Origin of the sequence: Kitasatospora sp. NPDC097691, assembly GCF_040302665.1 — a bacterium.
In the GTDB taxonomy this organism is placed as follows: domain Bacteria; phylum Actinomycetota; class Actinomycetes; order Streptomycetales; family Streptomycetaceae; genus Kitasatospora.
The window spans coordinates 37,347-60,294 of the sequence record NZ_JBEORY010000042.1; the positions used below are offsets into that span (position 1 = coordinate 37,347).

The window sequence follows — 22,948 nt, forward strand, 5'->3', positions numbered from 1 at the left end:
CGGACCCCCCAACGGGCCCGATGTGAACGGTCGCGCGACTTTACCCGATCTTTCCGAACACCTGCCCGCCCCGGCCGGCCCCCCGTCGGCCGCTCAGCCGCGGGCCAGGACCTCGCCGTGCAGCATCGAGAACCAGCCGTCCCCCGCGGCGCTCCACTCCCGCCAGCCGGCCGCGATCCGCTCCAGCTCCTCCGGCTCCGCGTAACCCCGCTCGACCGCCGTCCGGCCCAGCGCGGTACCGGTGACCCGGTCCGCCCACATCCCGCCCCACCAGGCGCGTCGGTCGGGCGTCGCGTACGTCCAGGTGGTGGCGCTCGCGGTGACCTCCGCGAAGCCCGCCGCGCGGGCCCAGGACAGCAGCCGTCGGCCCGCGTCCGGCTCACCGCCGTTGGCGCGGGCAGTGCGCCGGTACAGCTCCAGCCACCGGTCCAGCGCGGGCACCTCGGGGAACCAGGTCATCGAGGCGTAGTCGACGTCCCGGGCCGCGACGACGCCGCCGGGAGCCGCCACCCGTCGCATCTCGCGCAGCGCGGCCACCCGGTCGGCCACGTGCTGCAGCACCTGGTGGGCGTGCACCACGTCGAACTCGCCGTCCCGGTAGGGCAGTCGGTGCACATCGGCCTGCTCGAAGACCACATTGGACAGACCGCGTCCGGCCACGTGGTCGGCGGCCCGCTCCAGCACCTCGGCGGAGGTGTCCACCGCCACCACCCGACCGTCCGGGCCGACCAGCTCGGCCAGGTCGGCGGTGATCGTGCCGGGCCCGCAGCCGATGTCCAACAGGGCCTGCCCCGGCCGCAGTTCGGGCAGCAGGTAGGCGGCCGAATCGGCGGCGCTACGGGAGCGGTGCGAGCGCAGCACGGCTTCCTGGTGGCCGTGGGTGTAGACGACGGAGGGCTGCGGTCCGGACATGGGATCCCCCTGGGCGTGGTCGGTTTTCCGTTCTCCTCGACACCTCGACGCTACTCCCCATCCCGCATGTCGAGAAGTTCCGTCTCACATTCCGACCGTGCGGCGTTCCGCCCGCACTCCGTCGCCGTACCGTGGAGGCGCCCCCGACAGAACGGTCCCGCCCATGCCCGGCCAGCGCCCCTTCGTCCTGCTGAGCGCCGCCGTGTCGCTCGACGGCCACCTCGACGACGCCTCCCCCGAGCGACTGCTGCTCTCCAACGCCGCCGACTTCGACCGGGTGGACGAGGAGCGTGCCGCCGCCGACGCGATCCTGGTCGGCGGCAACACCCTGCGCGCCGACAATCCGCGCCTGCTGGTCAACGACCCCGCGCGCCGGGCCGCCCGGCTGGCGGCGGGCCGGCCCGAGTACCCGCTGAAGGTCACCCTCAGCGCGAGCGGCGACCTCGACGCCGACCTGCGGTTCTGGCACACCGGCGGCGCCAAGCTCGCCTACACCACGGACGCCGGGGCGGCGGTCCTGCGCCCCCGGCTGGACGGGCGGGCCGAGGTGGTCGCACTCGGCGGCACGGTGGACCTCGGCACGGTACTGGACGACCTGGGCGCGCGCGGAGTGCGCCGGCTGATGGTCGAGGGCGGCGGGGGCGTGCACACCCAGTTCCTGGCCCTGGGCCTCGCGGACGAGCTGCAGCTGGCCGTCGCCCCGCTGCTGGTCGGCCAGGCCGAGGCGCCCCGGTTCGTCCGCCCGGCCGCCTTCCCGGGCGGCCCGGCCCGGCGGATGCGGCTGCTGGAGGCACGTACCGTGGGCGACGTCGTCCTGCTCAGGTACGCCCCGAAGGAGCCCGCGCCGTGAACCGCCCCGCGACCACCGACCTCGACCACCTGCGCCGGGCCGTCGAACTCTCCCGCCGCTGCCCGCCGTCCGAGACGGCGTTCTCGGTCGGCGCGGTGATCGTCGGCGCCGACGGCCGGGTGCTGGCGGAGGGCTACAGCCGGGAGGCGGACCCCCACGACCACGCCGAGGAGGCCGCCCTGGCCAAGCTCCCGGCCGACGACCCCCGGCTGCGCGGCGCGACGGTCTACAGCTCGCTGGAGCCCTGCGGGCAGCGCGCCTCGCGGCCGGTGCCGTGCGCCCGCCGGCTCATCGCGGCGGGTGTGCCGCGGGTGGTGGTCGCCTGGCGCGAGCCGGACCTCTTCGTCACTGACTGCCAGGGCACCGCCCTGCTGGAGGCGGCCGGGGTCGAGGTGGTGGAACTGCCGGAGCTGGCCGAGGAGGCCCGCGCGGTCAACGCCCACCTGCTCGGCTGATCTTTTGTATCATCGAGGAACAAACAGCTCGCGTTCCGTTTCCGCCGAGGAGCCCCCATGCCCGCCGTCCCCATCCGGCTGACCGCCCGCGCCCTCCTCCTGGACATGGACGGCACCCTGGTCGACTCCGACGCCGTGGTCGAACGCTGGTGGAGCCGCTGGGCCGAGCAGCACGGCCTGGACCCGGCCGAGGTGCTCGCCGTCGCCCACGGCCGCCAGGGCCACGCCACCATGGCCGCCCTGCTCCCCGACCGCCCGGTCGAGGTCAACCTCGCCGAGAACGCGCGGATGCTCGACCACGAGCGCGCCGACACCGAGGGCGTCGTCCCGGTCCCCGGCGCCGCCGCCTTCCTCGCCTCGCTGGCCCGCCTCCCGCACGCCCTGGTCACCTCCGCCGACCAGCCGCTCGCCCGGGTCCGGATGGACGCCGCCGGGCTGCCTCTGCCGCCCGTCCTGATCACCGCCGAGTCCGTCGGCGCCAGCAAGCCGGACCCCGAGGGCTTCCTCAAGGGCGCCGCCGCCGTCGGCTTCGCCCCGGCCGACTGCCTCGCCTTCGAGGACTCCGGCGCCGGCATCGCCGCCGCGAGGGCGGCCGGCATCCGCGTCGTCGGCATCGGCCCCCGCGCCGCCGCCCACCACCCGGACGCCCACGCCGAGACCCTCACCACCGTCACCGTCACACCGGCCCCCGACGGCCTGCTCACCGTCACCGTCGGCTGAGCACCCGGCGAACGCCGAACCGCCCGGCCCCGTACTCACGGGGCCGGGCGGTCCGATCACGCATCAGCCGGTCACACGTTGAAGCGGAACTTCCACCACAACGCTGCGACCTGCGAAAACGTCGATTCTGACGGCTCAAGTCAGCACGGAATCAGCACGGTGACTCGAACTCGCAGCCAGCCATCAGTAGTGGTAGCGGGCGGCCAGAACGATGATCTCCCGGTCCGTCACCAAGTAGACGAGGCGATGCTCGTCATCGATCCGCCGCGACCAGGCCCCGGGCAAGTGGTACTTCAGCGGCTCGGGCTTGCCGATGCCAGTGAACGGGTCGCGCAACACGTCCTCGATGAGCTTGTTGATCCGGGCGAGCATCTTGCGGTCGTTCTTGAGCCAGGAGGTGTAGTCCTCCCAGCCGGTCTCCTCGAAGACGAGCCTCACGCGGCACCCTTCTCGCCATCCGCCGCATCAGGGTCGATGAGCTCCCGCTCGGAAAGCCCTATGCCGCCAAGGGCGTTCTCGTACGCCTTGAGCAAGCGGCGGGCATTCACCGGCGAGCGCAACAGGTAGGAGCCCTCACGCAAGGCGGCATAGTCCTCGGCCGACACGAGTACGGCATTTCCGTGCTTGGAGACAATCTCAATGGCCTCGTGATCGTCATTGACCTTCTTGATCAACGGGAAGAGAGCCTTGCGCGCCTCGCTGGCAGTGATCGACATGGACTGAACTCCCTCCATGAGTGGTACCACATAACGTACCACTCACGAGGATGCAACGGGACGAAGAAGTCAGCACCAAGTCAGCACGGAAAAGAGATCGGGGCCCACCTCAAAGGAGGCGGGCCCCGTCCGACCTGCGCATTTGACAGATCGATCTATCTCAAAGTAATCAAACGATCACACGTTGAAGCGGAACTCCACCACGTCGCCGTCCTGCATGACGTACTCCTTGCCCTCGATGCGGGCCTTGCCCTTGGAGCGGGCCTCGGCGATGGAGCCGGTCTCGACCAGGTCGGCGAAGGAGATGACCTCGGCCTTGATGAAGCCCTTCTGGAAGTCGGTGTGGATGACACCGGCGGCCTCGGGGGCGGTGGCGCCCTTCTTGATGGTCCAGGCCCGGGTCTCCTTGGGGCCGGCCGTCAGGTAGGTCTGCAGGCCGAGGGTGTCGAAGCCGACCCGGGCGAGGGTCGCCAGGCCGGGCTCCTCCTGGCCCATCGACTGGAGCAGCTCCAGGGCCTCGGCGTCGTCCAGCTCGATCAGCTCGGACTCGATCTTGGCGTTGAGGAAGATCGCCTCGGCCGGGGCGACCAGCTCGCGCTGGGCGTTCTTGAAGTCCTCGTCGGCCAGCTCGTCCTCGTCCACGTTGAAGACGTAGAGGAAGGGCTTGGCGGTCAGCAGGTGGAGGTCACGGATCGGGGCGGTGTCGAAGCCGGCCTCGAAGAGGGTCTTGCCGGTTTCCAGGATCGCCTGCGCGGCCTCGGCGGCGGCCAGCACCGGGGCGGTGTCCTTCTTGAGGCGCGCCTCCTTCTGCAGCCGGGGCAGGACCTTCTCGACGGTCTGGAGGTCGGCCAGGATCAGCTCGGTGTGGATGGTCTCGATGTCGTCCTTGGGCGACACCTTGCCGTCCACGTGCACCACGTCCGGGTCGGTGAAGGCGCGCACGACCTGGCAGATCGCGTCCGACTCGCGGATGTTGGCGAGGAACTTGTTGCCCAGGCCCTCGCCCTCGCTGGCGCCGCGCACGATGCCGGCGATGTCGACGAAGTCGACGGTGGCCGGGAGGATGCGCTGCGAGCCGAAGATCTCGGCGAGCTTGGCCAGCCGCGCGTCCGGGACGCCGACCACGCCCACGTTCGGCTCGATGGTGGCGAACGGGTAGTTGGCCGCCAGCACGTCGTTCTTGGTCAGGGCGTTGAACAGGGTCGACTTGCCGACGTTCGGCAGGCCGACGATTCCGATCGTGAGCGACATGAAGCGCAGTCCCGTGGGCTTGGAGGAGTTGGGTCGGCACCGTACGGGCCGACCCCCAAGTCTACGGGCAGCACCCGCGCTGCCTCACGCGTCGGTCGCCGCCGCCCGGGGCTCCAGGAACTCCAGCCGGTTGCCCAGCGTGTCGGCGCTGTGGAAGCGCCGGTGGCCGGGCAGGTTGTCGTCCCAGAGCACCTCGTGGCCGTGCGCGGCGAGGCGTTCGGCCAGCGCGTCCAGCGAGCTCACCAGGATCCCGGGGTGCCCCTTGCGGGACGGGCGGAAGTCGGGGGTCACCCCCAGGTGCACCTCGACCCCTCCCCCGCGGAACCAGCAGCCGCCGCGGGCGGCGAGCACCGGCGGCTTCGCCAGCTCCGTCATGCCGAGCACGCCGGACCAGAACGCGCGGCACTCGTCCTCGGTGCCGGCCGGGATGTCGAGCTGGACGTGGTCGAGCCGTTCGAACGTGAAACCGGTCATACGAACCCCCGTGCGACCATCCGATGATCATGGTGCGTCGACTCGGCCGGGCAGGTCAGCCCATCTGAGCGACGATCACATGACTACGCCATCCGGAGACACGGGACAAGACCTGAACGGTCCATTACACAGTGTGGCGATGATCGGACCGTACGTTGGGCGGGTGGAGCAGCGCATCCGAACCCAGCCGCCAGGGCCCAGACGCCGTCCGCCTAACGGCGCGGCCGCAGCCTCCGTCCCCGGTCCAGGCCGGGCTCCCGAGACGGCCGGGTCCGCCCCCGCCTCCCGGCTACGGCCGGTGACCGGCCCGTCCGGCCCCGCACGTCCCGCCGGCCCGCGGCTGCGGCTGCCGCTGCGCGGGCGCGGTGACGAGCAGCCGTACGGGCGGCGCCGGACCGGTCGGCCGGCCCGGCTGACGGCCATCGGCGCCGGCGTGGTCGCCGTCCTGGCCACGCTCGCGGTGGCGGGCCTGGACCGGCTGCTCTTCGGCGACCTGGGCTGGCTGTTCGGCCTCGGCTACCTGGTGGTCTGCTTCCAGCTGGCCGTCCGGGTCCGCTACATCGACCTGCTGGCCGCGCCGATCAGCGGGCCGATCGCCTTCGCCGTGGCGCTGCTGCTGCTCGCACCGGTCGGCTCCTCGGGCGTCACCGCCCAGGTGGTCTCGCTGGCGACCGGACTGGCCCTGCGGGCCGGGTGGCTGTTCTCCGGCACCGGGCTCGCCGCGCTGATCGTGCTCGCGCGCTTCGTCGCCCAGCGCCGGATCCAGCGCTCCCGCTGAACCGCTCCCGCCGACCCCGGCGGGAGCGGCCGGCCCGGCAGCCGCAGCGGACCGACCCCGCGAACCGGCCGGACCACCGGGCGCGGGCCTCAGCCCGCCGCCCGGGCCGCCGCCATGGCGGCCCCGACGATGCCCGCGTCGTTGCGCAGCTCCGCGGGCACCACCCCCGCCTCGCGCTCCTTCAGCAGCGGCAGGAACTTCTCGTGCTTGCGGCTCACCCCGCCGCCGATCACGATCAGCTGCGGCGAGAACAGCATCTCCACCAGGTCCAGGTACTCGTCGACCCGCCCGGCCCACTGCGCCCAGTTCAGCCCGTGCCGCTCCTTGGCGGCCGAGGAGGCCCGCCGCTCGGCGTCCTTGCCGCGCAGTTCTAGGTGGCCCAGCTCGGTGTTGGGCACCAGCGCGCCGTCCACGAAGAGCGCGCTGCCGATGCCGGTGCCGAAGGTGAGCACCATGACGAGGCCGGAGCGCCCGCGGCCCGCGCCGTGCGTGATCTCGGCGAGGCCGGCCGCGTCGGCGTCGTTGAGGACGGTCGCCGGCAGGTCCAGCGCCTCGCGGAACAGGCCCTCGGCGTCCAGGCCGATCCAGCCCTTGTCCACATTGGCCGCCGTCCTGGTCCGGCCGCCGACCACCACGCCGGGGAAGGTCAGCCCGACCGGGCCGCGGTGGTCGAAGTGGCGGACGACCTCGCACACGGCGGCGACCACGGCTTCGGGGGCGGACGGCTGCGGGGTGAGGACCTTGTGGCGCTCCTCGGCGAGCGCGCCCCGGGCGAGGTCGACCGGTGCGCCCTTGATGCCCGAGCCGCCGATGTCCACGCCGAATACCGCCGTCATCACATCCACCCTCCGCTGCCGCCGCGGACCCGCTTGTCCACAGCCTGTGAACAAAACTACGAGAGGGCGCACGGGCCCGCACAGCAGAGGACCCGGCACCCCCGAGGGGACGCCGGGTCCTCCCGAGGCGTCAGAGCTTGCCGGCCGCCTCGGCGCGCAGGTCGCGGCGCAGTTCCTTGGGCAGCGAGAAGGTCAGGTGCTCCTCGGCGGTCTTGACCGTCTCGACCGTGTCGTAGCCGCGCGCGGCCAGGAATTCGAGCACGCCCTCGACCAGGATCTCGGGGACCGAGGCGCCGCTGGTCAGGCCGACGGTGCCGACGCCCTCCAGCCACTCCTCACGGATCTCCTCGGCGAAGTCGACCAGGTGGGCGGCCTTGGCGCCGTACTCCAGGCCGACCTCGACCAGGCGGACCGAGTTCGAGGAGTTCTTGGAGCCGACCACGATCAGCAGGTCGGTCTCGGGAGCCATCTGCTTGACCGCGACCTGGCGGTTCTGGGTCGCGTAGCAGATGTCGTCGCTGGGCGGGCTGACCAGCGCCGGGAAGCGCTTCTTCAGCTCACCGACGGTGGCCATGGTCTCGTCCACCGACAGGGTGGTCTGGGACAGCCAGACGACCCGGGACTCGTCCCGGACCTGCACGTTGGCGACGTCCTCGGCGCCGTCCACCAGGTGGATCCGGTCCGGGGCCTCGCCCATGGTGCCGATGACCTCCTCGTGGCCCTCGTGGCCCACCAGCAGGATGTCGAAGCCCTCGTCGGCGAAGCGCACGGCCTCCTTGTGCACCTTGGTCACGAGGGGGCAGGTGGCGTCGACGGTGGCGAGCTTGCCGGCCCGCGCCTCGTCGTGGACGGACGGGGCGACCCCGTGCGCGGAGAAGACCACGATCGAGCCCTCGGGCACCTCCTCCGTCTCGTCGACGAAGATCGCGCCCTTCTTCTCCAGGGTCTGCACCACGTACTTGTTGTGGACGATCTGCTTGCGGACGTAGATGGGTGCCCCGTACTGCTCCAGGGCCTTCTCCACGGCGATCACGGCGCGGTCGACACCCGCGCAGTAGCCCCGGGGAGCGGCGAGCAGGACACGGCGCTGCGCGGTGTTGGACATGGCTCCATCGTACGGGCGGCTGCGGGCGGCGCCGCCCGGGGCGGAGAGCCGCGCCGACAGCGGGCACTTTCCATGCAGACCCGATCACGAGTGCTCAAATGTGGTGTCTATGAGCTCTGTGAGCGAGCAGGCGACGCCGAGCGGCCTGCGCCGCAGCCTGGGCGTCCGCGATCTGATGGTCTACGGGCTGCTGTTCATCGCCCCGATGGCCCCGGTCGGCGTGTTCGGCGTGCTGGACGCCAAGAGCCACGGGGCCGTCGCCACGGTCTACCTGGTCGCGACGGTGGCGATGGGCTTCACCGCCTTCTCGTACGCCCAGATGGTGCGTGCGGTGCCGCAGACCGGGTCGGTGTACGCGTACGCACGGGCCGGGCTGGGCGAGGGGCTCGGGTTCATCGCGGGGTGGATGGCGATGCTCGACTACCTGCTGATCCCGGCGGTGGCCTACCTGTTCTCCGGGATCGCGCTGCACTCGCTGGTGCCGGGCGTCTCGCGCTGGGTGTGGACGGCGGTCGCGGTCGTGGTGACCACCGCGCTCAACCTGGTCGGGGTGCGGACGGCCGCGGCGGTCGGCTTCGCGGTGCTCGCGATGGAGATCGCGGTGCTGCTGGTGTTCGTGGTCGCAGCCGTGGTGGCGCGGGCCCAGGACGGCGCCCGGCGCGGCTGGGACACCCCGTTCACCGCCGTCGGCGGCTTCTCGGCGACCGCCGTGGTCTCGGCGGTGTCCGTCGCGGTGCTCTCCTACCTGGGCTTCGACGCGATCGCGACCTTCGTGGAGGAGGCGGTCGGCGCCTCGGCGGCGGTGGCCCGGGCGCTGCTCTGGTGCCTGGCGCTGGCCGGGGTGCTGTTCGTCGCGCAGACCTACCTGGCGGCGCTGCTGGAGCCGCTGGGGCCGCGGCAGCTGGCGGTCGACCCGGTGGCACAGGGATCGGCCTTCTACGACACGGTGGAGAGCGGCGTCGGGCACTGGCTGCACGTGCTGGTGGCGGCGAGCAAGGCGATCGGCGCGGCCTTCGCGGCCCTGGCCGGGCAGGCGGCGGCCGGGCGGCTGGTCTTCGCGATGGCCCGGGACGGGCGGCTGCCGCGCCCGCTCGGCTCGGTCGACCCGGCCAGTGCGGTGCCGCGCCGGGCGCTGCTGGCGGCCGCGGTGATCACGATGGCGGCGGCGGTCTGGGCGGCGAACCGGGACGACGGGCTGGACCGGCTGACCTCGGTGGTGAACGTGGGCGCACTGACCGCCTTCGCGCTGCTGCAGGCCTCGGTGATCGGCTGGTACACCGTGCTGCACGGCTCGCGGGACCGGCTGCGGCACCTCGTCGTCCCGCTGCTGGGGATCGCCGTGATCGGCGCGGTGGTCTACGAGGCCTCGGCCACCGCCCAGCTGGTCGGGCTGGTCTGGCTGGCGGTCGGCTTGGTGGTGCTCGGCGTGCAGGGTTCGCCGGGAACTGTCGGCAGGCGCCGCTAGCCTCGTACGCATGGCCAACACCAGCTCCCCCGAAGCCCCGCTCCCGGTCGGCAAGGTCTCCGCGCTGATCGGCGGCTGGATCGACCGGCTCGGCGCGGTGTGGGTGGAGGGGCAGATCACCCAGCTCAGCCGCCGCCCGGGGGCGGGCGTGGTGTTCCTGACCCTGCGGGACCCGCAGGCGGACGTGTCGCTCACGGTGACCTGCTTCCGCTCGGTGTTCGACCAGGTCGCGGACGTCGTGCAGGAGGGCGCGCGGGTCGTCGTGCACGCCAAGCCGGAGTGGTACGCGGCGCGCGGGCAGCTGTCGATGCGCGCCTCGGAGATCCGGCCGGTGGGCCTGGGCGAGCTGCTGGCCCGGCTGGAGCAGCTGAAGCGGCGGCTCGCCGGGGAGGGCCTGTTCGCGGCCGAGCGCAAGCGGCCGCTGCCGTTCCTGCCGCAGTGCGTCGGGCTGGTCACCGGGCGCGACTCGGCGGCCGAGCGGGACGTGCTGGAGAACGCCCGGCGGCGCTGGCCGGCCGTCCGCTTCGAGGTGCGCAACGTCCCGGTGCAGGGGGTCAGCGCGGTGGAGCGGGTGAGCGCGGCGGTGCGGGAGCTGGACGAGCACCCCGAGGTCGACGTGATCATCGTGGCCCGCGGCGGCGGCAGCGTGGAGGACCTGCTGCCGTTCTCGGACGAGGGCTTGGTGCGGCTGGTCGCGGCCGCCCGTACGCCGGTGGTCAGCGCGATCGGGCACGAGCCGGACCAGCCGCTGCTGGACTTCGTCGCCGACCTGCGCGCCTCCACCCCGACCGATGCCGCCAAACGGGTGGTTCCGGACGTCGGCGAGGAGCTGGCCAAGGTCCGCCAGCTGCGCGACCGCGCCCGCCGGCACGTGCTGGCCAGGGTCGAGCGCGAGCAGCACGGGCTGGACGGGCTGCGCAGCCGGCCGTCGCTGGCCGCCCCGCACCGGATGCTGGACGGGCGCGGCCAGGAGGTGGAGGGCCTGCTGGAGCGGGCCCGGCGCACCCTGCGGCACCGGCTGGACCACGCGCAGAGCGACCTCGGGCACACCCTCGCCCGGGTGGTCGCGCTCTCCCCGGCGGCCACCCTGGAGCGCGGTTACGCGGTGCTCCAGCGGACGGACGGCACGGTGGTGACCGACCCGGCGCAGGTCGCGCCCGGCGAGGGGCTGCACGCCCGGGTCGCGGGCGGCGGCTTCCCGGTCACGGTGGCTGAGGAGGGCTAGCGGTGTCCGTCCCACCCCCTACGCTGGCACGCATGGCAGAGCAGCAGGAGCAGCAGGGCGCGGCGGCGGCCCCGAACCCGGACGACGCACTGGGCTACGAGCACGCCCGGGACGCGCTGCTGGACGTGGTCCGGCAGCTGGAGAACGGCGGCACGTCGCTGGAGGAGTCGCTGGCCCTGTGGGAGCGCGGCGAGCAGCTGGCCAAGGTGTGCCAGCGCTGGCTGGACGGCGCCCGGGCCCGGCTGGACGCCGCGCTGGCGGCCGAGGAGGGCGGGGCCCCGGGCGGCGAGTGAGGCCGCCGAGGAGGGCAGGCCCGGCGGCGGGAGCACGGTCGACGGGCAGAAGTGATTCGAGTCACATTCACTTGGGGAATAGTTGAAGATTCACCTATGTTGGATCCAGTGATCGGCCGAGGCCGGTCACTCCGACGAACCCCCTCCCGCATGAGGTGCAGAAGCATGACCACCGACGCCCTGGTACTCGACGCCGCCGCGCAGGACCTGCTGTTCCGCGAGGCCCGCACCGCGAACACCTTCACCGACGAGCCGGTCTCCGAGGAGCAGGTCCAGGCCATCTACGACCTGGTCAAGTTCGGCCCGACCGCGTTCAACCAGCAGCCGCTGCGCGTCGTCCTGGTCCGCTCGGCCGAGGCCCGCGAGCGCCTCGTCCAGCACATGTCGGACGGCAACAAGGCCAAGACCGCCGGCGCCCCGCTGGTCGCCATCCTGGCCCAGGACAACGAGTTCCACGAGGAGCTGCCGACCCAGCTGCCGCACTTCCCGCAGGCCAAGGACATGTTCTTCTCGGAGCGCAGCGTCCGCGAGCAGTCCGCCACGCTGAACGGCGCCCTGCAGGCCGCCTACTTCATCATCGGCGTGCGCGCCGCCGGCCTGGCCGCCGGCCCGATGACCGGCTACGACGCCGAGGGCATCAACAAGGAGTTCTTCGGCGACGGCGAGCACTCGGTGCTGGCCGTGGTCAACATCGGCAAGCCGGGCGAGGACGCCTGGTTCCCGCGTTCGCCGCGCCTGGCCTACGACGAGGTCGTCACCACGGTCTGACCCGCCGCGCGAAAGGGCCCCGCACCGGTTCGTCCGATGCGGGGCCCTTCGGCGTCCGGTGCGGGCCGGTGCTACTTGAGCGCCTGCGCCAGCTCGGCCAGCTCGTCGTAGGAGGCGGTGCCGGTGAGCACGGTGGTCCCGGAGCCGGTCTGCACGGTCAGCGCGCGGGCCTTCTCGCCCTGCACCCGGTCCCAGGTGCGGCCGGCCACGTCGGAGGTGCCGTCCGGCTTGCCGCCGGCGACCTTGTCGGCGAGCAGCGAGTCGCGCGGAGCGTCGCTCTGCTCGACCGCCGCGTACTGGCCGGAGGGCGTCACGAAGCCCAGGTGCCAGGCGTTGCCCTTGCCGTTGCTCTGGTCGGCCGACCGGTAGCTGACCGAGGTGGCCCGCCACTTGTCGGACAGCCCGTCCGGGGAGAGCAGCGGGTACGGCGCGGCACGCTTGGCGGTGGCCGCGGCCACCTTGTACTCGACCACGTGCACCGGGTCGCCGTCGGCGTCGTGCGGGAGAAACAGGTACCCGATCCAGACGACGAAACCGACCGCCAGCATCGACAGGACCATGTCCCGTACGCTCTGGCGACCTCTCATGCCCTTGCTCTCTGCAGCCACCCCCACATGGTGACTCATCCACACAACGACGCGGCCACCCGGGGTGCCCACGTACGGGTGAACCGGGACGAAGCGGCGCTTTTCGCCTGAGCGCGGCGACCCGCGCCACAGACAGTCATCTCGTGGGCAGATACGATCGCAGAACCCTCACCACGGCGTTCGACCTGGCAGTAGTCGGGCGCTCACTGGCCGTCGCGTACAGAGAGGTAACGACGATGACCACGCAGTACCCGCACCACCTTCCCAGTGCCCTGGAGGTCGCGCCCGAGGCTCCGGACCGGAACCTCGCACTCGAACTCGTCCGGGTCACCGAGGCGGCCGCGATGGCCGCCGGCCGGTGGGTCGGACGTGGCGACAAGAACGGCGCGGACGGCGCGGCCGTCAAGGCGATGCGCACCCTGGTCTCGACCGTCTCGATGAACGGCGTCGTCGTCATCGGCGAGGGCGAGAAGGACGAAGCCCCGATGCTCTACAACGGCGAGCGGGTCGGCGACGGCACCGGCGCCGAGTGCGACGTCGCGGTGGACCCGGTGGACGGCACCACCCTCACCGCCAAGGGCATGAACAACGCCGTGGCCGTGCTGGCCGTGGCCGACCGCGGCACCATGTTCGACCCCAGCGCCGTGTTCTACATGGACAAGCTGGTGGCCGGCCCGGAGGCCGCCGAGTTCGTCGACATCACCGCCCCGGCGGCGGTGAACATCCGCCGGGTCGCCAAGGCCAAGGGCAGCGCCGTCGAGGACGTCACCGTCGTCGTGCTCGACCGCCCGCGCCACGACGGCCTGGTCCGGGAGATCCGCGAGGCGGGCGCCCGGATCAAGTTCATCTCCGACGGTGACGTGGCCGGCGCCATCATGGCCGCCCGCGAGGGCACCGGCGTCGACCTGCTGATGGGCGTCGGCGGCACCCCGGAGGGCATCATCGCGGCCTGCGCGATGAAGTGCATGGGCGGCGTGATCCAGGGCCGGCTGTGGCCCAAGGACGACGCCGAGCGGCAGAAGGCCCTGGACGCCGGCCACGACCTGGACCGGGTGCTCACCACCGACGACCTGGTCAGCGGCGAGAACGTGTTCTTCGTCGCCACCGGCATCACCGACGGCGAGCTGCTGCGCGGTGTGCACTACCGCTCGGAGACCGCCACCACCAGCTCGCTGGTGATGCGCTCCAAGAGCGGCACCATCCGCGAGATCCACTCCACCCACAAGCTCTCGAAGCTGCGGGCCTACAGCGCGATCGACTTCGACCGCGCCAACTGACGACCGGCGAACGGCGCGTCCTGCGGACAGCAGGCAGCGGCCCCGGCGGAATCCCCCTCCGCCGGGGCCGCGGCACGTCCGGCCCCGGGCCCCCGGCCCCGCGGCGCCCGACCCCCGGGTCTTCGGACCGCCGTCACCCGGCTATCCGGCGCCCGGCGGCCGCCGTCACCCGGGCCGCCTCGCGCAGCTCGCCGTCCCGGCGGCGCCGCCGGGCCAGCACCACCCGCCGCTCGGCGGCCGTCAGCCCGCCCCAGACGCCGTACGGCTCCGGCTGGGCCAGCGCGTGCTCGCGGCACTCCAGCAGCACCGGGCAGCGGGCACAGACCTGCTTGGCCTGCTCCTCGCGGGACAGCCGGGCCGCCGTCGGCTCCTTGGAGGGCGCGAAGAACAACCCCGCCTCGTCCCGCCGGCACGCCGCGCCGGTGTGCCAGGGGTCGTCCTCGCCCGCGGGGGCACCCGTCGGGCCGCCCGGGGGCTGCGGCTGCGGACGGACGCCCGGCCGGCGCTCCAGCAGCTGCGCGGCGGCGACTGGCGAGGTGGTGCGGGACTCGATCGGATGCAGCACGGCCGTACTCCTGACGAGGCTCTCGGACACGGGGAACCCCGCTCCCCTGCCCGGCTGCGAGCCCCCGCTGTCCAACCCTCCGGAACGGCCGCTCGGCCGCCTCCGGTGCGCAGCCGTACAAGAAGCGATGTGCGGAAGGAACTACCCCGCCCGGCCGCGATTCATGCACACTGCACGCAATCGACTACGGAGTGCACCGGCCACAACGTCGAGCGCCCGACCGGGAGTTGGTCCACGGTCGGGCTCTGCACTGGTCAACAGGGGTTACTCGGCACCGAGTTGGCGGCGCACCCACTCCTTGATCTTCTTGCCCCGGCGCGGCTTGGCGGTGCAACCGCCGAACATCGCAAGGCCCTTGACCCGGACAACCGGAGCGTACGGGTCCGCGGCGGTCTGCTCGCGGACGTCGAAGCCACCGAACAGGCCGACCCCGCCGCCCTGCAGGCTGACGTTCTCCGGCACCCGGACCTCAACCCCGCCGAACATCGCCACGACCACGATCTCGACCTCGGGCGACTCGAAGACGGCGTCGCTCAGGTCGATCTCCACGCCGCCGAACGCGGCGAAGGCCTTCAGGTGCGAACCCACCCGCCAGCGGCCCTTGCGGGACGCGCCGCCGAAGATCGCCACCACCGCCGGCGACTCCTGCCGCGCGGGCGGCTGGGGGGTCGGGGCCGCCGCGCCCAGCGGCTGCTTCTCGAAGGACAGCGGCCGGGCCGGCAGGTCCCGGGTCAGCGGCGCCAGGTCGCCGAAGGTCTTGGCGGCGTACGCGGCCTCGATGCGCTCCGCGTGCTCGTCCGCGTCCAGCCGCCCCTCGGCGTAGGCGTCGCGCAGCAGTTCCGCGATCTTCTCCCGGTCGGCGTCCGAGACGCGCATCTCCGCCTCCGCCGCCGGCGCGTGCGGCGGCTTCGGCTTGGCCTCGGGCTTCGCCTCCGGCTTGAGCTCGGGCTTGAGTTCGGACTTGGTCATCGGTACGGGCGCCGGCACCGGCTGCCCCGGATCGTCGTGCGACGGCGAGTTGTCCACGGGGCTCAGCCTAGTCGCTCGCACTACTGCCCGAGTGAGCCCGGTCACGCAAGGCTGACCTGTCCGCAGGACGGCTCCGGCCGGGTCCTACCCTGGATGGTGCTTCGACGACGCAGCCGGACCACTGGATAGCTAAGGACCGCCCCGATGGCTCCCACGCCAGACTTCGAGTACAGCGACCTGCTCCCCCTGGGCGCTGACCCGACCCCGTACCGCAAGCTCACCTCCGAGGGTGTCTCCACCGTCGAGGCGGGCGGTCGCACCTTCCTCCAGGTCGAGCCCGAGGCCCTGCGGCTGCTCACGGCCGAGGCGATGCACGACATCTCGCACTACCTGCGCCCCGCCCACCTCGCCCAGCTGCGCCGCATCCTGGACGACCCGGAGGCCAGCCCCAACGACCGCTTCGTCGCGCTCGACCTGCTGAAGAACGTCAACATCTCGGCCGGCGGCATCCTCCCGATGTGCCAGGACACCGGCACCGCGATCGTCATGGGCAAGCGCGGCCAGAACGTGCTCACCCAGGGCGGCGACGAGTCCGCCATCGCGCGCGGCGTGTACGACGCGTACACCAAGCTCAACCTGCGCTACTCCCAGATGGCCCCGGTGACCATGTGGGACGAGAAGAACACCGGCAACAACCTGCCGGCCCAGATCGAGCTGTACGCCACCGACGGCGACGCGTACAAGTTCCTCTTCATGGCCAAGGGTGGCGGCTCCGCCAACAAGTCGTACCTGTACCAGGAGACCAAGGCCATCCTGAACGAGGCGAGCATGCTCTCGTTCCTGGAGCAGAAGATCCGCTCCCTCGGCACCGCGGCCTGCCCGCCGTACCACCTGGCCATCGTGATCGGCGGTACCAGCGCCGAGTTCGCGCTGAAGACCGCCAAGTACGCCTCGGCGCACTACCTGGACAACCTGCCGACCTCGGGCGACGCCAAGACCGGCCACGGCTTCCGCGACCTGGAGCTGGAGGCCAAGGTCACCGAGCTGACCCAGAAGATCGGCATCGGCGCCCAGTTCGGCGGCAAGTACTTCTGCCACGACGTGCGCGTGGTGCGCCTGCCGCGCCACGGCGCCTCGCTGCCGGTCGCCATGGCCGTCTCCTGCTCCGCCGACCGCCAGGCGCTGGGCAAGATCACCGCCGAAGGCGTCTTCCTGGAGCAGCTGGAGACCGACCCGGCGAAGTACCTGCCGGACACCACCGACGAGCACCTCGACGACGACGTGGTGCGCATCGACCTCGACCAGCCGATGTCCGCGATCCGCGCCGAGCTCTCCAAGTACCCGGTGAAGACCCGCCTCTCGCTCACCGGCACCCTGGTCGTCGCCCGCGACATCGCCCACGCCAAGATCAAGGAGCGCCTGGACGCCGGCGAGGGCATGCCCAAGTACCTCCAGGACCACCCGGTCTACTACGCGGGCCCGGCCAAGACCCCCGAGGGCTACGCCTCCGGCTCCTTCGGCCCCACCACGGCCGGCCGGATGGACTCCTACGTCGACCAGTTCCAGGCGGCCGGCGGCTCGATGGTCATGCTCGCCAAGGGCAACCGCAGCAAGCAGGTCACCGACGCCTGCGCCGAGCACGGCGGCTTCTACCTGGGCTCCATCGGCGGCCCGGCGGCCCGCCTCGCCCAGGACTGCATCAAGAAGGTCGAGGTGCTGGAGTACGCGGAGCTCGGCATGGAGGCCGTCTGGCGCATCGAGGTCGAGGACTTCCCGGCGTTCATCGTGGTGGACGACAAGGGCAACGACTTCTTCCGCGAGACGACGGAGGGCCCGCTGATCACCAACCTCCGGGTCCGCTCCAAGGAGTAACCCCGCGCCCGGGGAGTGACCCCGCACGCCCCCCGACCGCCCCGGCCGCCCCTGCGACCGGGGCGGTCTTCTCGTGGCGCACGGTACCGAGAACTCGTACCATCACGGTACGGAGATACGGTACGAACCTGGAGGCACGTCGATGGCGATCAGCGCAAGCGAGGCCCGCTCGCAGCTCTTCCCGTTGATCAAGAAGGTCAACGACGACCACGCCCCCGTAAGAATCACCTCGAAGAACGGGGACGCGGTCCTCATGTCCGCCGAGGACTACGACTCGTGGCAGGAGACGATCCACCTCCTGCGCTCACCCGCCAACGCCCAACGGCTCATGGCGGCCGTCGCCCGCGACAAGGCCGGCCAGGCCGGCGTCAGCCGGACCATGGAGGAGCTGGAATCCCTGACGGGTGAGGTATGAGGAGCGTTCACTTCGACCCGGACGCCTGGGAGGATTTCCTGTTCTGGCTCGCGTCGAACCGGAAGATGGCTCAACGGATCACCCGCCTCATCGGCGAGATCCAGCGCGACCCGTTCGGTGGCATCGGGAAGCCCGAACCGCTGAAGGGCGACCTGGCCGGCTACTGGTCGCGCCGGATCGATGACGAACACCGCCTGGTGTACCGAGCCGACGAGAAGGAAGTGAAGGTCCTCAAGGCCCGCTACCACTACCAGTAGAACCGGGCCACCAGGGGCGCTCACGCGTCGAAGTCGTACTCCAGGACGTAGGAGGCGGCGTCCAGGATCATCTCGTTGAGCTCGACCACCTGGCCCTCGTCGGCGAAGGCGGTGCGGCAGATCAGGATCACCGGGGTGCCGGCGGACAGCTCCAGGCGGGTGGACTCCTCCCCGCTGGGCATCCGGGAGCGGACCTCCTCGCGGAAGTGCACGGGCTTGGCGCCGATCTCGGCCAGCCGGGCGTAGGTGCCGCCGGGGCCGGTGTCCTCACGGGTGATGGCCGTACCGGCGACCAGACCGGCGGGCAGGTAGGAGGTGGAGAGCAGCACCGGCTTGCCGTCCAGGACGAAGCGGCGGTTGCGTACGCACATCGGGACACCCGGGTCCACGCCGAGCACCCGGGAGACGTGCTCGGGCGCGCCCCGCTCGGTGACGGACACCTGGTCGACCACCAGGCTGCGGTTGTCGATGTCGGCCGACCATATCGACCGGCCGGACCCCCACTGCCCCTGCGCCAGCCGTTGGATGCCGCGCCGGCGCAGCGGTCGGAAGTCCCGCACGAACACCCCGGCACCGCGGCGCGCCTCGGCGATGCCCTCGCTCTGCAGCACGCCCAGCGCCTGGCGGGCGGTCATCCGGGCCACGCCGTACTCGTCCATGAGGTCGTTCTCGCCGGGCAGACGGTCGCCCGCGCGGTACCGGCCGGCGTCGATGGCCGCCTTCAGCGCCTCGGCGATCCGCTGGTACTTGGGCTGCTTGTCGCCACTGCTGCCGGTCATCGCCGCTCCCTCTGCCTCGGACAAATCGTAGGCGCGCACGCGGCCGCTAGTAAGCCGATACGACCGTTGACATCTCTAGAGATATTAGCTTCTCTAGAGATGCTGGCCAGTCGCCTGCCAGAGCGAGGAGCACAGCGGTGAGCATCCGACAGCGCAACGCCCCGGCCTACCGACCGCACGTGGGTGAACTCGTCCTCGACCGGAGGACCGGACGCACCGGCATCTACATGGACACCATCGGCGGCGAGCACTACCTGCGCCCCGAGGGCGGCGGCCTCGAATGGGCCGCCGAACCGAACCACGTCTCGCCCGTCCCCGGACCCCTCGATTCGGCTGAATGACTTCGCCTCCGGTAATTCCGGCGAAATCCACGCGAACGGCTACATTCCGGACCCTGCTATCCCCCCGGTGAATCCGGAATTCCGGAACGCCCCGCGCACCCCGCCGGGCACGTTACGGATGACACCGGTCACCATGCGTGCGCCAGGGACGGGAATCGGCCACCGGCGCACCAGCGCACGAACTGGCGTGCACATAACCGACAGCGCCCCCGCGCCCGGACGGGGGCACGGGGGCACAGGGCACTCGGGCGGCACGGTTTACGGGTGGCCGCCGACGACGTTCGCGAAGGCACCAGCGGCGGTCGCCACATAGCCGGCGGTCACAACAACGGTCGACACGGCGACCACAGCAACCCGACGAAGCTTGCTCATAGAACCCCTCCAACTTGCCAGGTCCACCCCCCTGGGCGAACGCTAGTTCGAGACTACACGCCGTCAGCCTGCAGGTCACAGACCGGACACGAGATCGCCCAGCGCCCACACAACCAAGACGCGGAGCAGGCCAGCCTGCTTACGGGTGGCCGGCGATGACGCTCTCCGGCTCATACGGCCCCTCCGGCCGATCGGTGGCCGGCGTGGTGGGCTCCACCACGTGGTCGGCCTCGTCACCGAAGAAGTCGTTCTCGATCGCGTTCTTCTGCGCGTCCGTCGGCGCGGTGTACTCGGTCGGGTTCGAGGACGCGGCCACCGCGCCCTCGACAGCCTTGCCCGCCTCCACAGCGGGGGCCGGGGCGTCGGTCTTCGTCCCGTTCTCGGGCGTCGACGCCACCGGGGTCTCGCTCTGGTCGTTGGCCATTGGGCGGCCGCCTTTCGGTCATCAATTGTGTCTTGCCCGACCTCCGTGGCGCGGGCGCCGGGACAGTATCGTAGGGTTGATTAAATGTCCGATAAACATCGTGTGACTTGCGGCGCCATCCGGCAGAGTCAGGCGCCCGCCCTAAGCTGAAGCACCGCGGCGGACCGCCGAGCGCCCTTTCACGGAATCGACACCACAGGCCATCGGGGGACTTCATGGAGTTTCGGGAGACGCCGCAGGGCCCTGCGCTGCGCTTCCAAGTCCTCGGTCCGGTCCAGGCCTGGCTCGACGGAAGGCCCCTCTCCCTCGGCTCCCCCCAGCAGCAGGCGGTTCTGACCACTCTTCTGCTGCACTCCGGCCGTCCGGTCACCACCCAGGACCTGGTCGACTCTCTCTGGGGCGACCGGCCTCCGGCCCAGGCCGTAGCGGCGCTCCGCACCTACATCTCACGCCTGCGCTCCGTCATCGAGCCCCGCCGGGAGGTGCGCCGCCCCGCCGAACTCCTGGTCTCGGTCGCCGACGGCTACGCGCTGCGCGTCCCGGGCGAGGCGCTCGACCTGACGGTCTTCGAGCGCCTCTCCTCCGAGGCCTCGGCCGCCCGCACGACGGGCGACAAGCACGAAGCGCACCAGTTGCTGACGCAAGCGCTGGCCCTGTTCAGCGGTCGACCCCTCACCGGCATTCCGGGCCCCTACGCCGACGCCCAGCGGCTGCGGCTGGGAGAACGCCAGGTGGCGGCCTCGGAGGAGCTGTGCACCGTCGCCCTCGACATCGGCCTGCACGCGGAGATCGTCGGCGAACTCAACACCCTGACGGCTGAACACCCGCTGCGCGAACGGCTGCGAGAGCTGCTGATGCTGGCGCTGTACCGCTGCGGGCGCCAGGCCGAGGCGCTCGGCGTCTACACCGACACCCGCAAGCTGCTGATCGAGGAGCTCGGGGTCGAGCCGGGCGCGGGCCTGTCCGCGATGCACACGCGCATCCTGGCTGCCGATCCCGACCTCGTCCTTCCGGCCACGCCCGCGGCCCGCGAGGAGGGCCCCACCGCCCCTCCGGCACCTGCTCAACTGCCCGCTGACGTATCGGACTTCAGCGGTCGGACCGAGCTGGTGGGCGACCTCTCGACGGTGCTGATGAGCGCCACCGGCCAGGCCGTGGTGGTGACCTCCCTGGCCGGTATCGGCGGCGTCGGGAAGACCACCCTCGCGGTGCACGTCGCCCACCGCGTCCGCGCCGAGTTCCCGGACGGCCAGCTGTACGTCGACCTGCGCGGGGCCGGCGCCTCGCCCGCCGACCCGGTCGTCGTCCTCGGCGACTTCCTGCACGCGCTCGGTGTCACCGAGAACCCCGACTCGCTCGAACAGCGCGCCGCCCTCTACCGCTCGCTGCTCGCCAACCGGCGGATGCTCATCCTGCTCGACAACGCGCGGGACGCCGAGCAGATCCGACCGCTGATCCCCGGCGTCTCCGGCTGCGCGGTGCTCGCCACCAGCCGGTCCCGGCTGGCCGGCATCCCGGGCGCCCAGCTGTTCGACGTGGAGGAGCTGACCCCGGACGAGGCGCTGGCGCTCTTCTCGGCCATCGTCGGCGAGCAGCGGGTCGCCGCCGAGCCGGAAGCGGCCATGAAGGTGGTCGCGGCCTGTGGCTTCCTGCCGCTCGCCGTCCGCATCGCCGCCGCCCGGCTGGCCAGCCGACCGCGTTGGAGCGTCTCCGACCTGGCCCGCCGGTTAGCGGACCAGCGCCGGCGGCTGGACGAACTCCAACTCGGCAACCTCGCCGTGGAGACCACCATCGGGCTCGGCTACGGACAGCTGTCCACCGACGAAGCCCGCGCCTTTCGACTCCTCGCCCTGATCGACTCCCCCGACATCCCGCTGGCGGCCGCCGCGGCGCTGCTCGGCGTGGACGAGTACACCGCCGAAGACCTCGCGGAGGCCCTGGTCGAGGCGAACATGCTGGAGTGCTTCACCCCGGGCCGCTACCGCTACCACGACCTGCTGCGCCTCTACGCCCAGCGGCAGAACGAGCGGATCGGGGACGCTGGAGAGCAGGAACGGGCGGTGCTGCGACTGCTCGACCTCCTGATCCCGACCGTGCGCAACGCAGCCCAGGTCATCGAACCGGATGACCCGCTCCCCGAACTGCTGACCGCGGTCACCTCACCAGGACTCGACCTGCCGACGAGCCAGGCCGCGCAGGACTGGCTGCGTACCGAGGGAGCCCTGCTGCTCAGCGTCGTCGAGGCCGCGGCGAGTGGCCCCGGCGCCCTGCAGCGCGCGGCTGTGGACCTGTTGAACTACCTGTTCAGCATCGACCCGGATCCGACCCGCGGCCCGCGCCTGATCCCGATCTTGGAGGCCATCGGCGAGGACGCGCAGCGCCTTGACGACTCGGCCGGGATTGCCCGGGCGTACTTCGCGCTCGGCAGCCTTCAGAACATCACCAGCAACTTCCAGGGTGCCGAGCACTCGTTGCGCCGCAGCCTCGACCGGCAGACGCCGGACGAACCGTCCGTCCTGGTACTGGCCACGGCCAACACTCTCGGCGTGATCCTGAGCGTCGGCAATCGTCCGGCCGAAGCCCTCCCGTTCCTGGAACAGGCCCACGCGACCAACCGGGCGGTGGGCACGGCGATCGGCGAGGCGCGACTCGTTGGCAACATCGCCCGGGTGCAGCACCGGCTCGGCATGATCGAGACGGCGATCAAGTCCGCCAGCGAGGGTGTCGAGGCCGCGCGGCAGTCCAACAGCGACCCGCTGCTCGCCCAGACGCTCTACCAACTCGGCGTCGTGCTCACTGGCAGCGAGGCCGTCCCCCATCTTCGAGAGGCCCACCAGCTCTACCAGTCCCAGCGCAACCCCCTCTGGGAGGGCTACACCCTGGCCCGCCTCGCCTCCGCCCTGCTCGCCGCCGGGCAGCACGCCGACGCTGCCGAGGCAGCCGGCGAATCGCTCGCGATCGGCCAGGAGATGGACTCCGCCTACTGCCAGGGCCTGGCCAACGCCGCGCTGGGCGAGGCGTTGCTCGCCCTCGCCCAGCCCGCTCGCGGGCTCGCGTGTCTCCAGGAGGCGCACGCGATCTTCACGCGGCTCGGTGTGCCAGAGGCCTCCCCCGTGGCGGACCTCATCTCCCGCCAGCACACCGAGCCCTTCTCTCCCCCCGCGCCGTAAAGGCCTCCGCTCCCCCGCGGAGAACCTCCCCCGATCTGCGCGTCGGCGCTCCCGCAGCCCCCCGGCTGCGGG

General features: G+C 71.9%; 24 protein-coding genes and 1 pseudogene. 13 read left to right on the forward strand and 12 right to left on the reverse strand.

The genetic code is table 11. The features are described from left to right. Positions 1 to 93 precede the first annotated feature (93 nt). Positions 94 to 912: a methyltransferase domain-containing protein gene (locus ABTY56_RS25805; protein WP_350631553.1), complete on the reverse strand. Its 819-nt coding sequence runs from the start codon at positions 910 to 912 to the stop codon at positions 94 to 96. 163 nt (positions 913 to 1,075) lie between these two features. On the opposite strand from ABTY56_RS25805, the pseudogene ABTY56_RS25810 reads away from it, so the two are divergent. Together ABTY56_RS25810 and ABTY56_RS25815 are read left to right on the forward strand one after the other, a co-directional pair. Next, a pseudogene (locus ABTY56_RS25810) lies at positions 1,076 to 2,217 on the forward strand (dihydrofolate reductase family protein). A 57-nt stretch (positions 2,218 to 2,274) separates the two neighbouring features. Further along, positions 2,275 to 2,937: an HAD-IA family hydrolase gene (locus ABTY56_RS25815; RefSeq protein ID WP_350631554.1), complete on the forward strand. Its 663-nt coding sequence runs from the start codon at positions 2,275 to 2,277 to the stop codon at positions 2,935 to 2,937. Between the two features lie 183 nt (positions 2,938 to 3,120). Here ABTY56_RS25815 and ABTY56_RS25820 read toward each other — a convergent pair whose 3' ends face one another. The 4 genes from ABTY56_RS25820 to ABTY56_RS25835 form a co-directional block, all read right to left on the reverse strand. Beyond that, entirely contained in the window at positions 3,121 to 3,375 is a 255-nt protein-coding gene (locus tag ABTY56_RS25820; RefSeq protein ID WP_350631555.1) for a Txe/YoeB family addiction module toxin, read from the reverse strand. Next, positions 3,372 to 3,653: a type II toxin-antitoxin system Phd/YefM family antitoxin gene (locus tag ABTY56_RS25825; RefSeq protein ID WP_344325967.1), complete on the reverse strand. Its 282-nt coding sequence runs from the start codon at positions 3,651 to 3,653 to the stop codon at positions 3,372 to 3,374. The genes ABTY56_RS25820 and ABTY56_RS25825 overlap by 4 nt, the downstream gene beginning before the upstream one ends. A gap of 177 nt (positions 3,654 to 3,830) precedes the next feature. Then, positions 3,831 to 4,904, reverse strand: a complete 1,074-nt coding sequence (gene ychF / locus ABTY56_RS25830; RefSeq protein ID WP_350631556.1) for a redox-regulated ATPase YchF — start codon at positions 4,902 to 4,904, stop codon at positions 3,831 to 3,833. 84 nt (positions 4,905 to 4,988) lie between these two features. Beyond that, positions 4,989 to 5,378, reverse strand: coding sequence for a VOC family protein (locus tag ABTY56_RS25835; protein ID WP_350631557.1), 390 nt, complete (start codon positions 5,376 to 5,378; stop codon positions 4,989 to 4,991). Between the two features lie 298 nt (positions 5,379 to 5,676). Here ABTY56_RS25835 and ABTY56_RS25840 point away from each other — a divergent pair, with 298 nt between their 5' ends. Further along, entirely contained in the window at positions 5,677 to 6,156 is a 480-nt protein-coding gene (locus ABTY56_RS25840; protein ID WP_350631558.1) for a DUF6542 domain-containing protein, read from the forward strand. An 89-nt stretch (positions 6,157 to 6,245) separates the two neighbouring features. On the opposite strand, the gene ppgK is transcribed toward ABTY56_RS25840, so the two are convergent. Both ppgK and ABTY56_RS25850 read right to left on the reverse strand, forming a co-directional pair. Further along, on the reverse strand, positions 6,246 to 6,992 hold the full coding sequence (gene ppgK / locus ABTY56_RS25845) for a polyphosphate--glucose phosphotransferase (RefSeq protein WP_350631559.1): 747 nt from the start codon (positions 6,990 to 6,992) through the stop codon (positions 6,246 to 6,248). Between the two features lie 130 nt (positions 6,993 to 7,122). Further along, complete coding sequence (locus ABTY56_RS25850; RefSeq protein ID WP_350631560.1) at positions 7,123 to 8,097, reverse strand: 4-hydroxy-3-methylbut-2-enyl diphosphate reductase; 975 nt, start codon at positions 8,095 to 8,097, stop codon at positions 7,123 to 7,125. 109 nt (positions 8,098 to 8,206) lie between these two features. On the opposite strand from ABTY56_RS25850, the gene ABTY56_RS25855 reads away from it, so the two are divergent. The 4 genes from ABTY56_RS25855 (at position 8,207) to ABTY56_RS25870 (ending at position 11,848) form a co-directional block, all read left to right on the forward strand. Next, a complete protein-coding gene (locus ABTY56_RS25855) occupies positions 8,207 to 9,562 on the forward strand; it encodes an APC family permease (RefSeq protein WP_350631561.1) in 1,356 nt (451 codons plus the stop codon). Between the two features lie 10 nt (positions 9,563 to 9,572). Next, a complete protein-coding gene (gene xseA, locus ABTY56_RS25860; RefSeq protein WP_350631562.1) occupies positions 9,573 to 10,787 on the forward strand; it encodes an exodeoxyribonuclease VII large subunit in 1,215 nt (404 codons plus the stop codon). Positions 10,788 to 10,819: 32 nt separating this feature from the next. Next, the gene (locus ABTY56_RS25865) at positions 10,820 to 11,080 is read left to right on the forward strand and encodes an exodeoxyribonuclease VII small subunit (protein ID WP_350631563.1); all 261 of its coding nucleotides are present in this window, start codon (positions 10,820 to 10,822) and stop codon (positions 11,078 to 11,080) included. Between the two features lie 165 nt (positions 11,081 to 11,245). After that, the gene (locus tag ABTY56_RS25870; protein WP_350631564.1) at positions 11,246 to 11,848 is read left to right on the forward strand and encodes a malonic semialdehyde reductase; all 603 of its coding nucleotides are present in this window, start codon (positions 11,246 to 11,248) and stop codon (positions 11,846 to 11,848) included. A gap of 71 nt (positions 11,849 to 11,919) precedes the next feature. Here ABTY56_RS25870 and ABTY56_RS25875 read toward each other — a convergent pair whose 3' ends face one another. Then, a complete protein-coding gene (locus ABTY56_RS25875; protein ID WP_350631565.1) occupies positions 11,920 to 12,435 on the reverse strand; it encodes a DUF4245 domain-containing protein in 516 nt (171 codons plus the stop codon). A gap of 236 nt (positions 12,436 to 12,671) precedes the next feature. On the opposite strand from ABTY56_RS25875, the gene glpX reads away from it, so the two are divergent. Further along, the gene (glpX, locus tag ABTY56_RS25880; RefSeq protein ID WP_350631566.1) at positions 12,672 to 13,712 is read left to right on the forward strand and encodes a class II fructose-bisphosphatase; all 1,041 of its coding nucleotides are present in this window, start codon (positions 12,672 to 12,674) and stop codon (positions 13,710 to 13,712) included. 133 nt (positions 13,713 to 13,845) lie between these two features. Here glpX and ABTY56_RS25885 read toward each other — a convergent pair whose 3' ends face one another. Further along, a complete protein-coding gene (locus ABTY56_RS25885; protein ID WP_350631567.1) occupies positions 13,846 to 14,277 on the reverse strand; it encodes a WhiB family transcriptional regulator in 432 nt (143 codons plus the stop codon). A gap of 264 nt (positions 14,278 to 14,541) precedes the next feature. After that, positions 14,542 to 15,303, reverse strand: a complete 762-nt coding sequence (locus tag ABTY56_RS25890; RefSeq protein ID WP_350631568.1) for a DUF1707 SHOCT-like domain-containing protein — start codon at positions 15,301 to 15,303, stop codon at positions 14,542 to 14,544. A 147-nt stretch (positions 15,304 to 15,450) separates the two neighbouring features. On the opposite strand from ABTY56_RS25890, the gene ABTY56_RS25895 reads away from it, so the two are divergent. The 3 genes from ABTY56_RS25895 to ABTY56_RS25905 all read left to right on the forward strand — a co-directional run bounded on the left by ABTY56_RS25895 (position 15,451) and on the right by ABTY56_RS25905 (position 17,790). After that, positions 15,451 to 17,118 carry a fumarate hydratase gene (locus tag ABTY56_RS25895; protein WP_350631569.1) on the forward strand — a complete coding sequence of 556 codons (1,668 nt, stop codon included), beginning with the start codon at positions 15,451 to 15,453 and terminating at the stop codon, positions 17,116 to 17,118. 142 nt (positions 17,119 to 17,260) lie between these two features. Further along, positions 17,261 to 17,533, forward strand: coding sequence for a type II toxin-antitoxin system Phd/YefM family antitoxin (locus tag ABTY56_RS25900; protein ID WP_350631570.1), 273 nt, complete (start codon positions 17,261 to 17,263; stop codon positions 17,531 to 17,533). Next, entirely contained in the window at positions 17,530 to 17,790 is a 261-nt protein-coding gene (locus ABTY56_RS25905; RefSeq protein WP_350631571.1) for a Txe/YoeB family addiction module toxin, read from the forward strand. Before ABTY56_RS25900 ends, ABTY56_RS25905 begins: the two co-directional genes overlap by 4 nt. A gap of 20 nt (positions 17,791 to 17,810) precedes the next feature. Here ABTY56_RS25905 and ABTY56_RS25910 read toward each other — a convergent pair whose 3' ends face one another. Further along, the gene (locus ABTY56_RS25910) at positions 17,811 to 18,569 is read right to left on the reverse strand and encodes a GntR family transcriptional regulator (protein ID WP_350631572.1); all 759 of its coding nucleotides are present in this window, start codon (positions 18,567 to 18,569) and stop codon (positions 17,811 to 17,813) included. A gap of 137 nt (positions 18,570 to 18,706) precedes the next feature. On the opposite strand from ABTY56_RS25910, the gene ABTY56_RS25915 reads away from it, so the two are divergent. Next, entirely contained in the window at positions 18,707 to 18,910 is a 204-nt protein-coding gene (locus tag ABTY56_RS25915) for a hypothetical protein (protein ID WP_350631573.1), read from the forward strand. Positions 18,911 to 19,421: 511 nt separating this feature from the next. Here the strand turns inward: ABTY56_RS25915 and ABTY56_RS25920 are convergent. Beyond that, on the reverse strand, positions 19,422 to 19,706 hold the full coding sequence (locus tag ABTY56_RS25920) for a hypothetical protein (RefSeq protein ID WP_350631574.1): 285 nt from the start codon (positions 19,704 to 19,706) through the stop codon (positions 19,422 to 19,424). Between the two features lie 215 nt (positions 19,707 to 19,921). On the opposite strand from ABTY56_RS25920, the gene ABTY56_RS25925 reads away from it, so the two are divergent. Further along, entirely contained in the window at positions 19,922 to 22,876 is a 2,955-nt protein-coding gene (locus ABTY56_RS25925; protein ID WP_350631575.1) for an AfsR/SARP family transcriptional regulator, read from the forward strand. Positions 22,877 to 22,948: the final 72 nt, after the last annotated feature.

What these genes read in the sequence shown, in the direction of transcription:
- ABTY56_RS25805 (WP_350631553.1), bottom strand. Translation starts at nt 912, where the DNA reads ATGTCCGGACCGCAGCCCTCCGTCGTCTACACCCACGGCCACCAGGAA.
- ABTY56_RS25815 (WP_350631554.1), top strand. Translation starts at nt 2,275, where the DNA reads ATGCCCGCCGTCCCCATCCGGCTGACCGCCCGCGCCCTCCTCCTGGAC.
- ABTY56_RS25825 (WP_344325967.1), bottom strand. Translation starts at nt 3,653, where the DNA reads ATGTCGATCACTGCCAGCGAGGCGCGCAAGGCTCTCTTCCCGTTGATC.
- ychF (WP_350631556.1), bottom strand. Translation starts at nt 4,904, where the DNA reads ATGTCGCTCACGATCGGAATCGTCGGCCTGCCGAACGTCGGCAAGTCG.
- ABTY56_RS25835 (WP_350631557.1), bottom strand. Translation starts at nt 5,378, where the DNA reads ATGACCGGTTTCACGTTCGAACGGCTCGACCACGTCCAGCTCGACATC.
- ppgK (WP_350631559.1), bottom strand. Translation starts at nt 6,992, where the DNA reads ATGACGGCGGTATTCGGCGTGGACATCGGCGGCTCGGGCATCAAGGGC.
- ABTY56_RS25850 (WP_350631560.1), bottom strand. Translation starts at nt 8,097, where the DNA reads ATGTCCAACACCGCGCAGCGCCGTGTCCTGCTCGCCGCTCCCCGGGGC.
- ABTY56_RS25855 (WP_350631561.1), top strand. Translation starts at nt 8,207, where the DNA reads ATGAGCTCTGTGAGCGAGCAGGCGACGCCGAGCGGCCTGCGCCGCAGC.
- xseA (WP_350631562.1), top strand. Translation starts at nt 9,573, where the DNA reads ATGGCCAACACCAGCTCCCCCGAAGCCCCGCTCCCGGTCGGCAAGGTC.
- ABTY56_RS25865 (WP_350631563.1), top strand. Translation starts at nt 10,820, where the DNA reads ATGGCAGAGCAGCAGGAGCAGCAGGGCGCGGCGGCGGCCCCGAACCCG.
- ABTY56_RS25870 (WP_350631564.1), top strand. Translation starts at nt 11,246, where the DNA reads ATGACCACCGACGCCCTGGTACTCGACGCCGCCGCGCAGGACCTGCTG.
- ABTY56_RS25875 (WP_350631565.1), bottom strand. Translation starts at nt 12,435, where the DNA reads ATGAGAGGTCGCCAGAGCGTACGGGACATGGTCCTGTCGATGCTGGCG.
- glpX (WP_350631566.1), top strand. Translation starts at nt 12,672, where the DNA reads ATGACCACGCAGTACCCGCACCACCTTCCCAGTGCCCTGGAGGTCGCG.
- ABTY56_RS25895 (WP_350631569.1), top strand. Translation starts at nt 15,451, where the DNA reads ATGGCTCCCACGCCAGACTTCGAGTACAGCGACCTGCTCCCCCTGGGC.
- ABTY56_RS25900 (WP_350631570.1), top strand. Translation starts at nt 17,261, where the DNA reads ATGGCGATCAGCGCAAGCGAGGCCCGCTCGCAGCTCTTCCCGTTGATC.
- ABTY56_RS25905 (WP_350631571.1), top strand. Translation starts at nt 17,530, where the DNA reads ATGAGGAGCGTTCACTTCGACCCGGACGCCTGGGAGGATTTCCTGTTC.
- ABTY56_RS25910 (WP_350631572.1), bottom strand. Translation starts at nt 18,569, where the DNA reads ATGACCGGCAGCAGTGGCGACAAGCAGCCCAAGTACCAGCGGATCGCC.
- ABTY56_RS25920 (WP_350631574.1), bottom strand. Translation starts at nt 19,706, where the DNA reads ATGGCCAACGACCAGAGCGAGACCCCGGTGGCGTCGACGCCCGAGAAC.
- ABTY56_RS25925 (WP_350631575.1), top strand. Translation starts at nt 19,922, where the DNA reads ATGGAGTTTCGGGAGACGCCGCAGGGCCCTGCGCTGCGCTTCCAAGTC.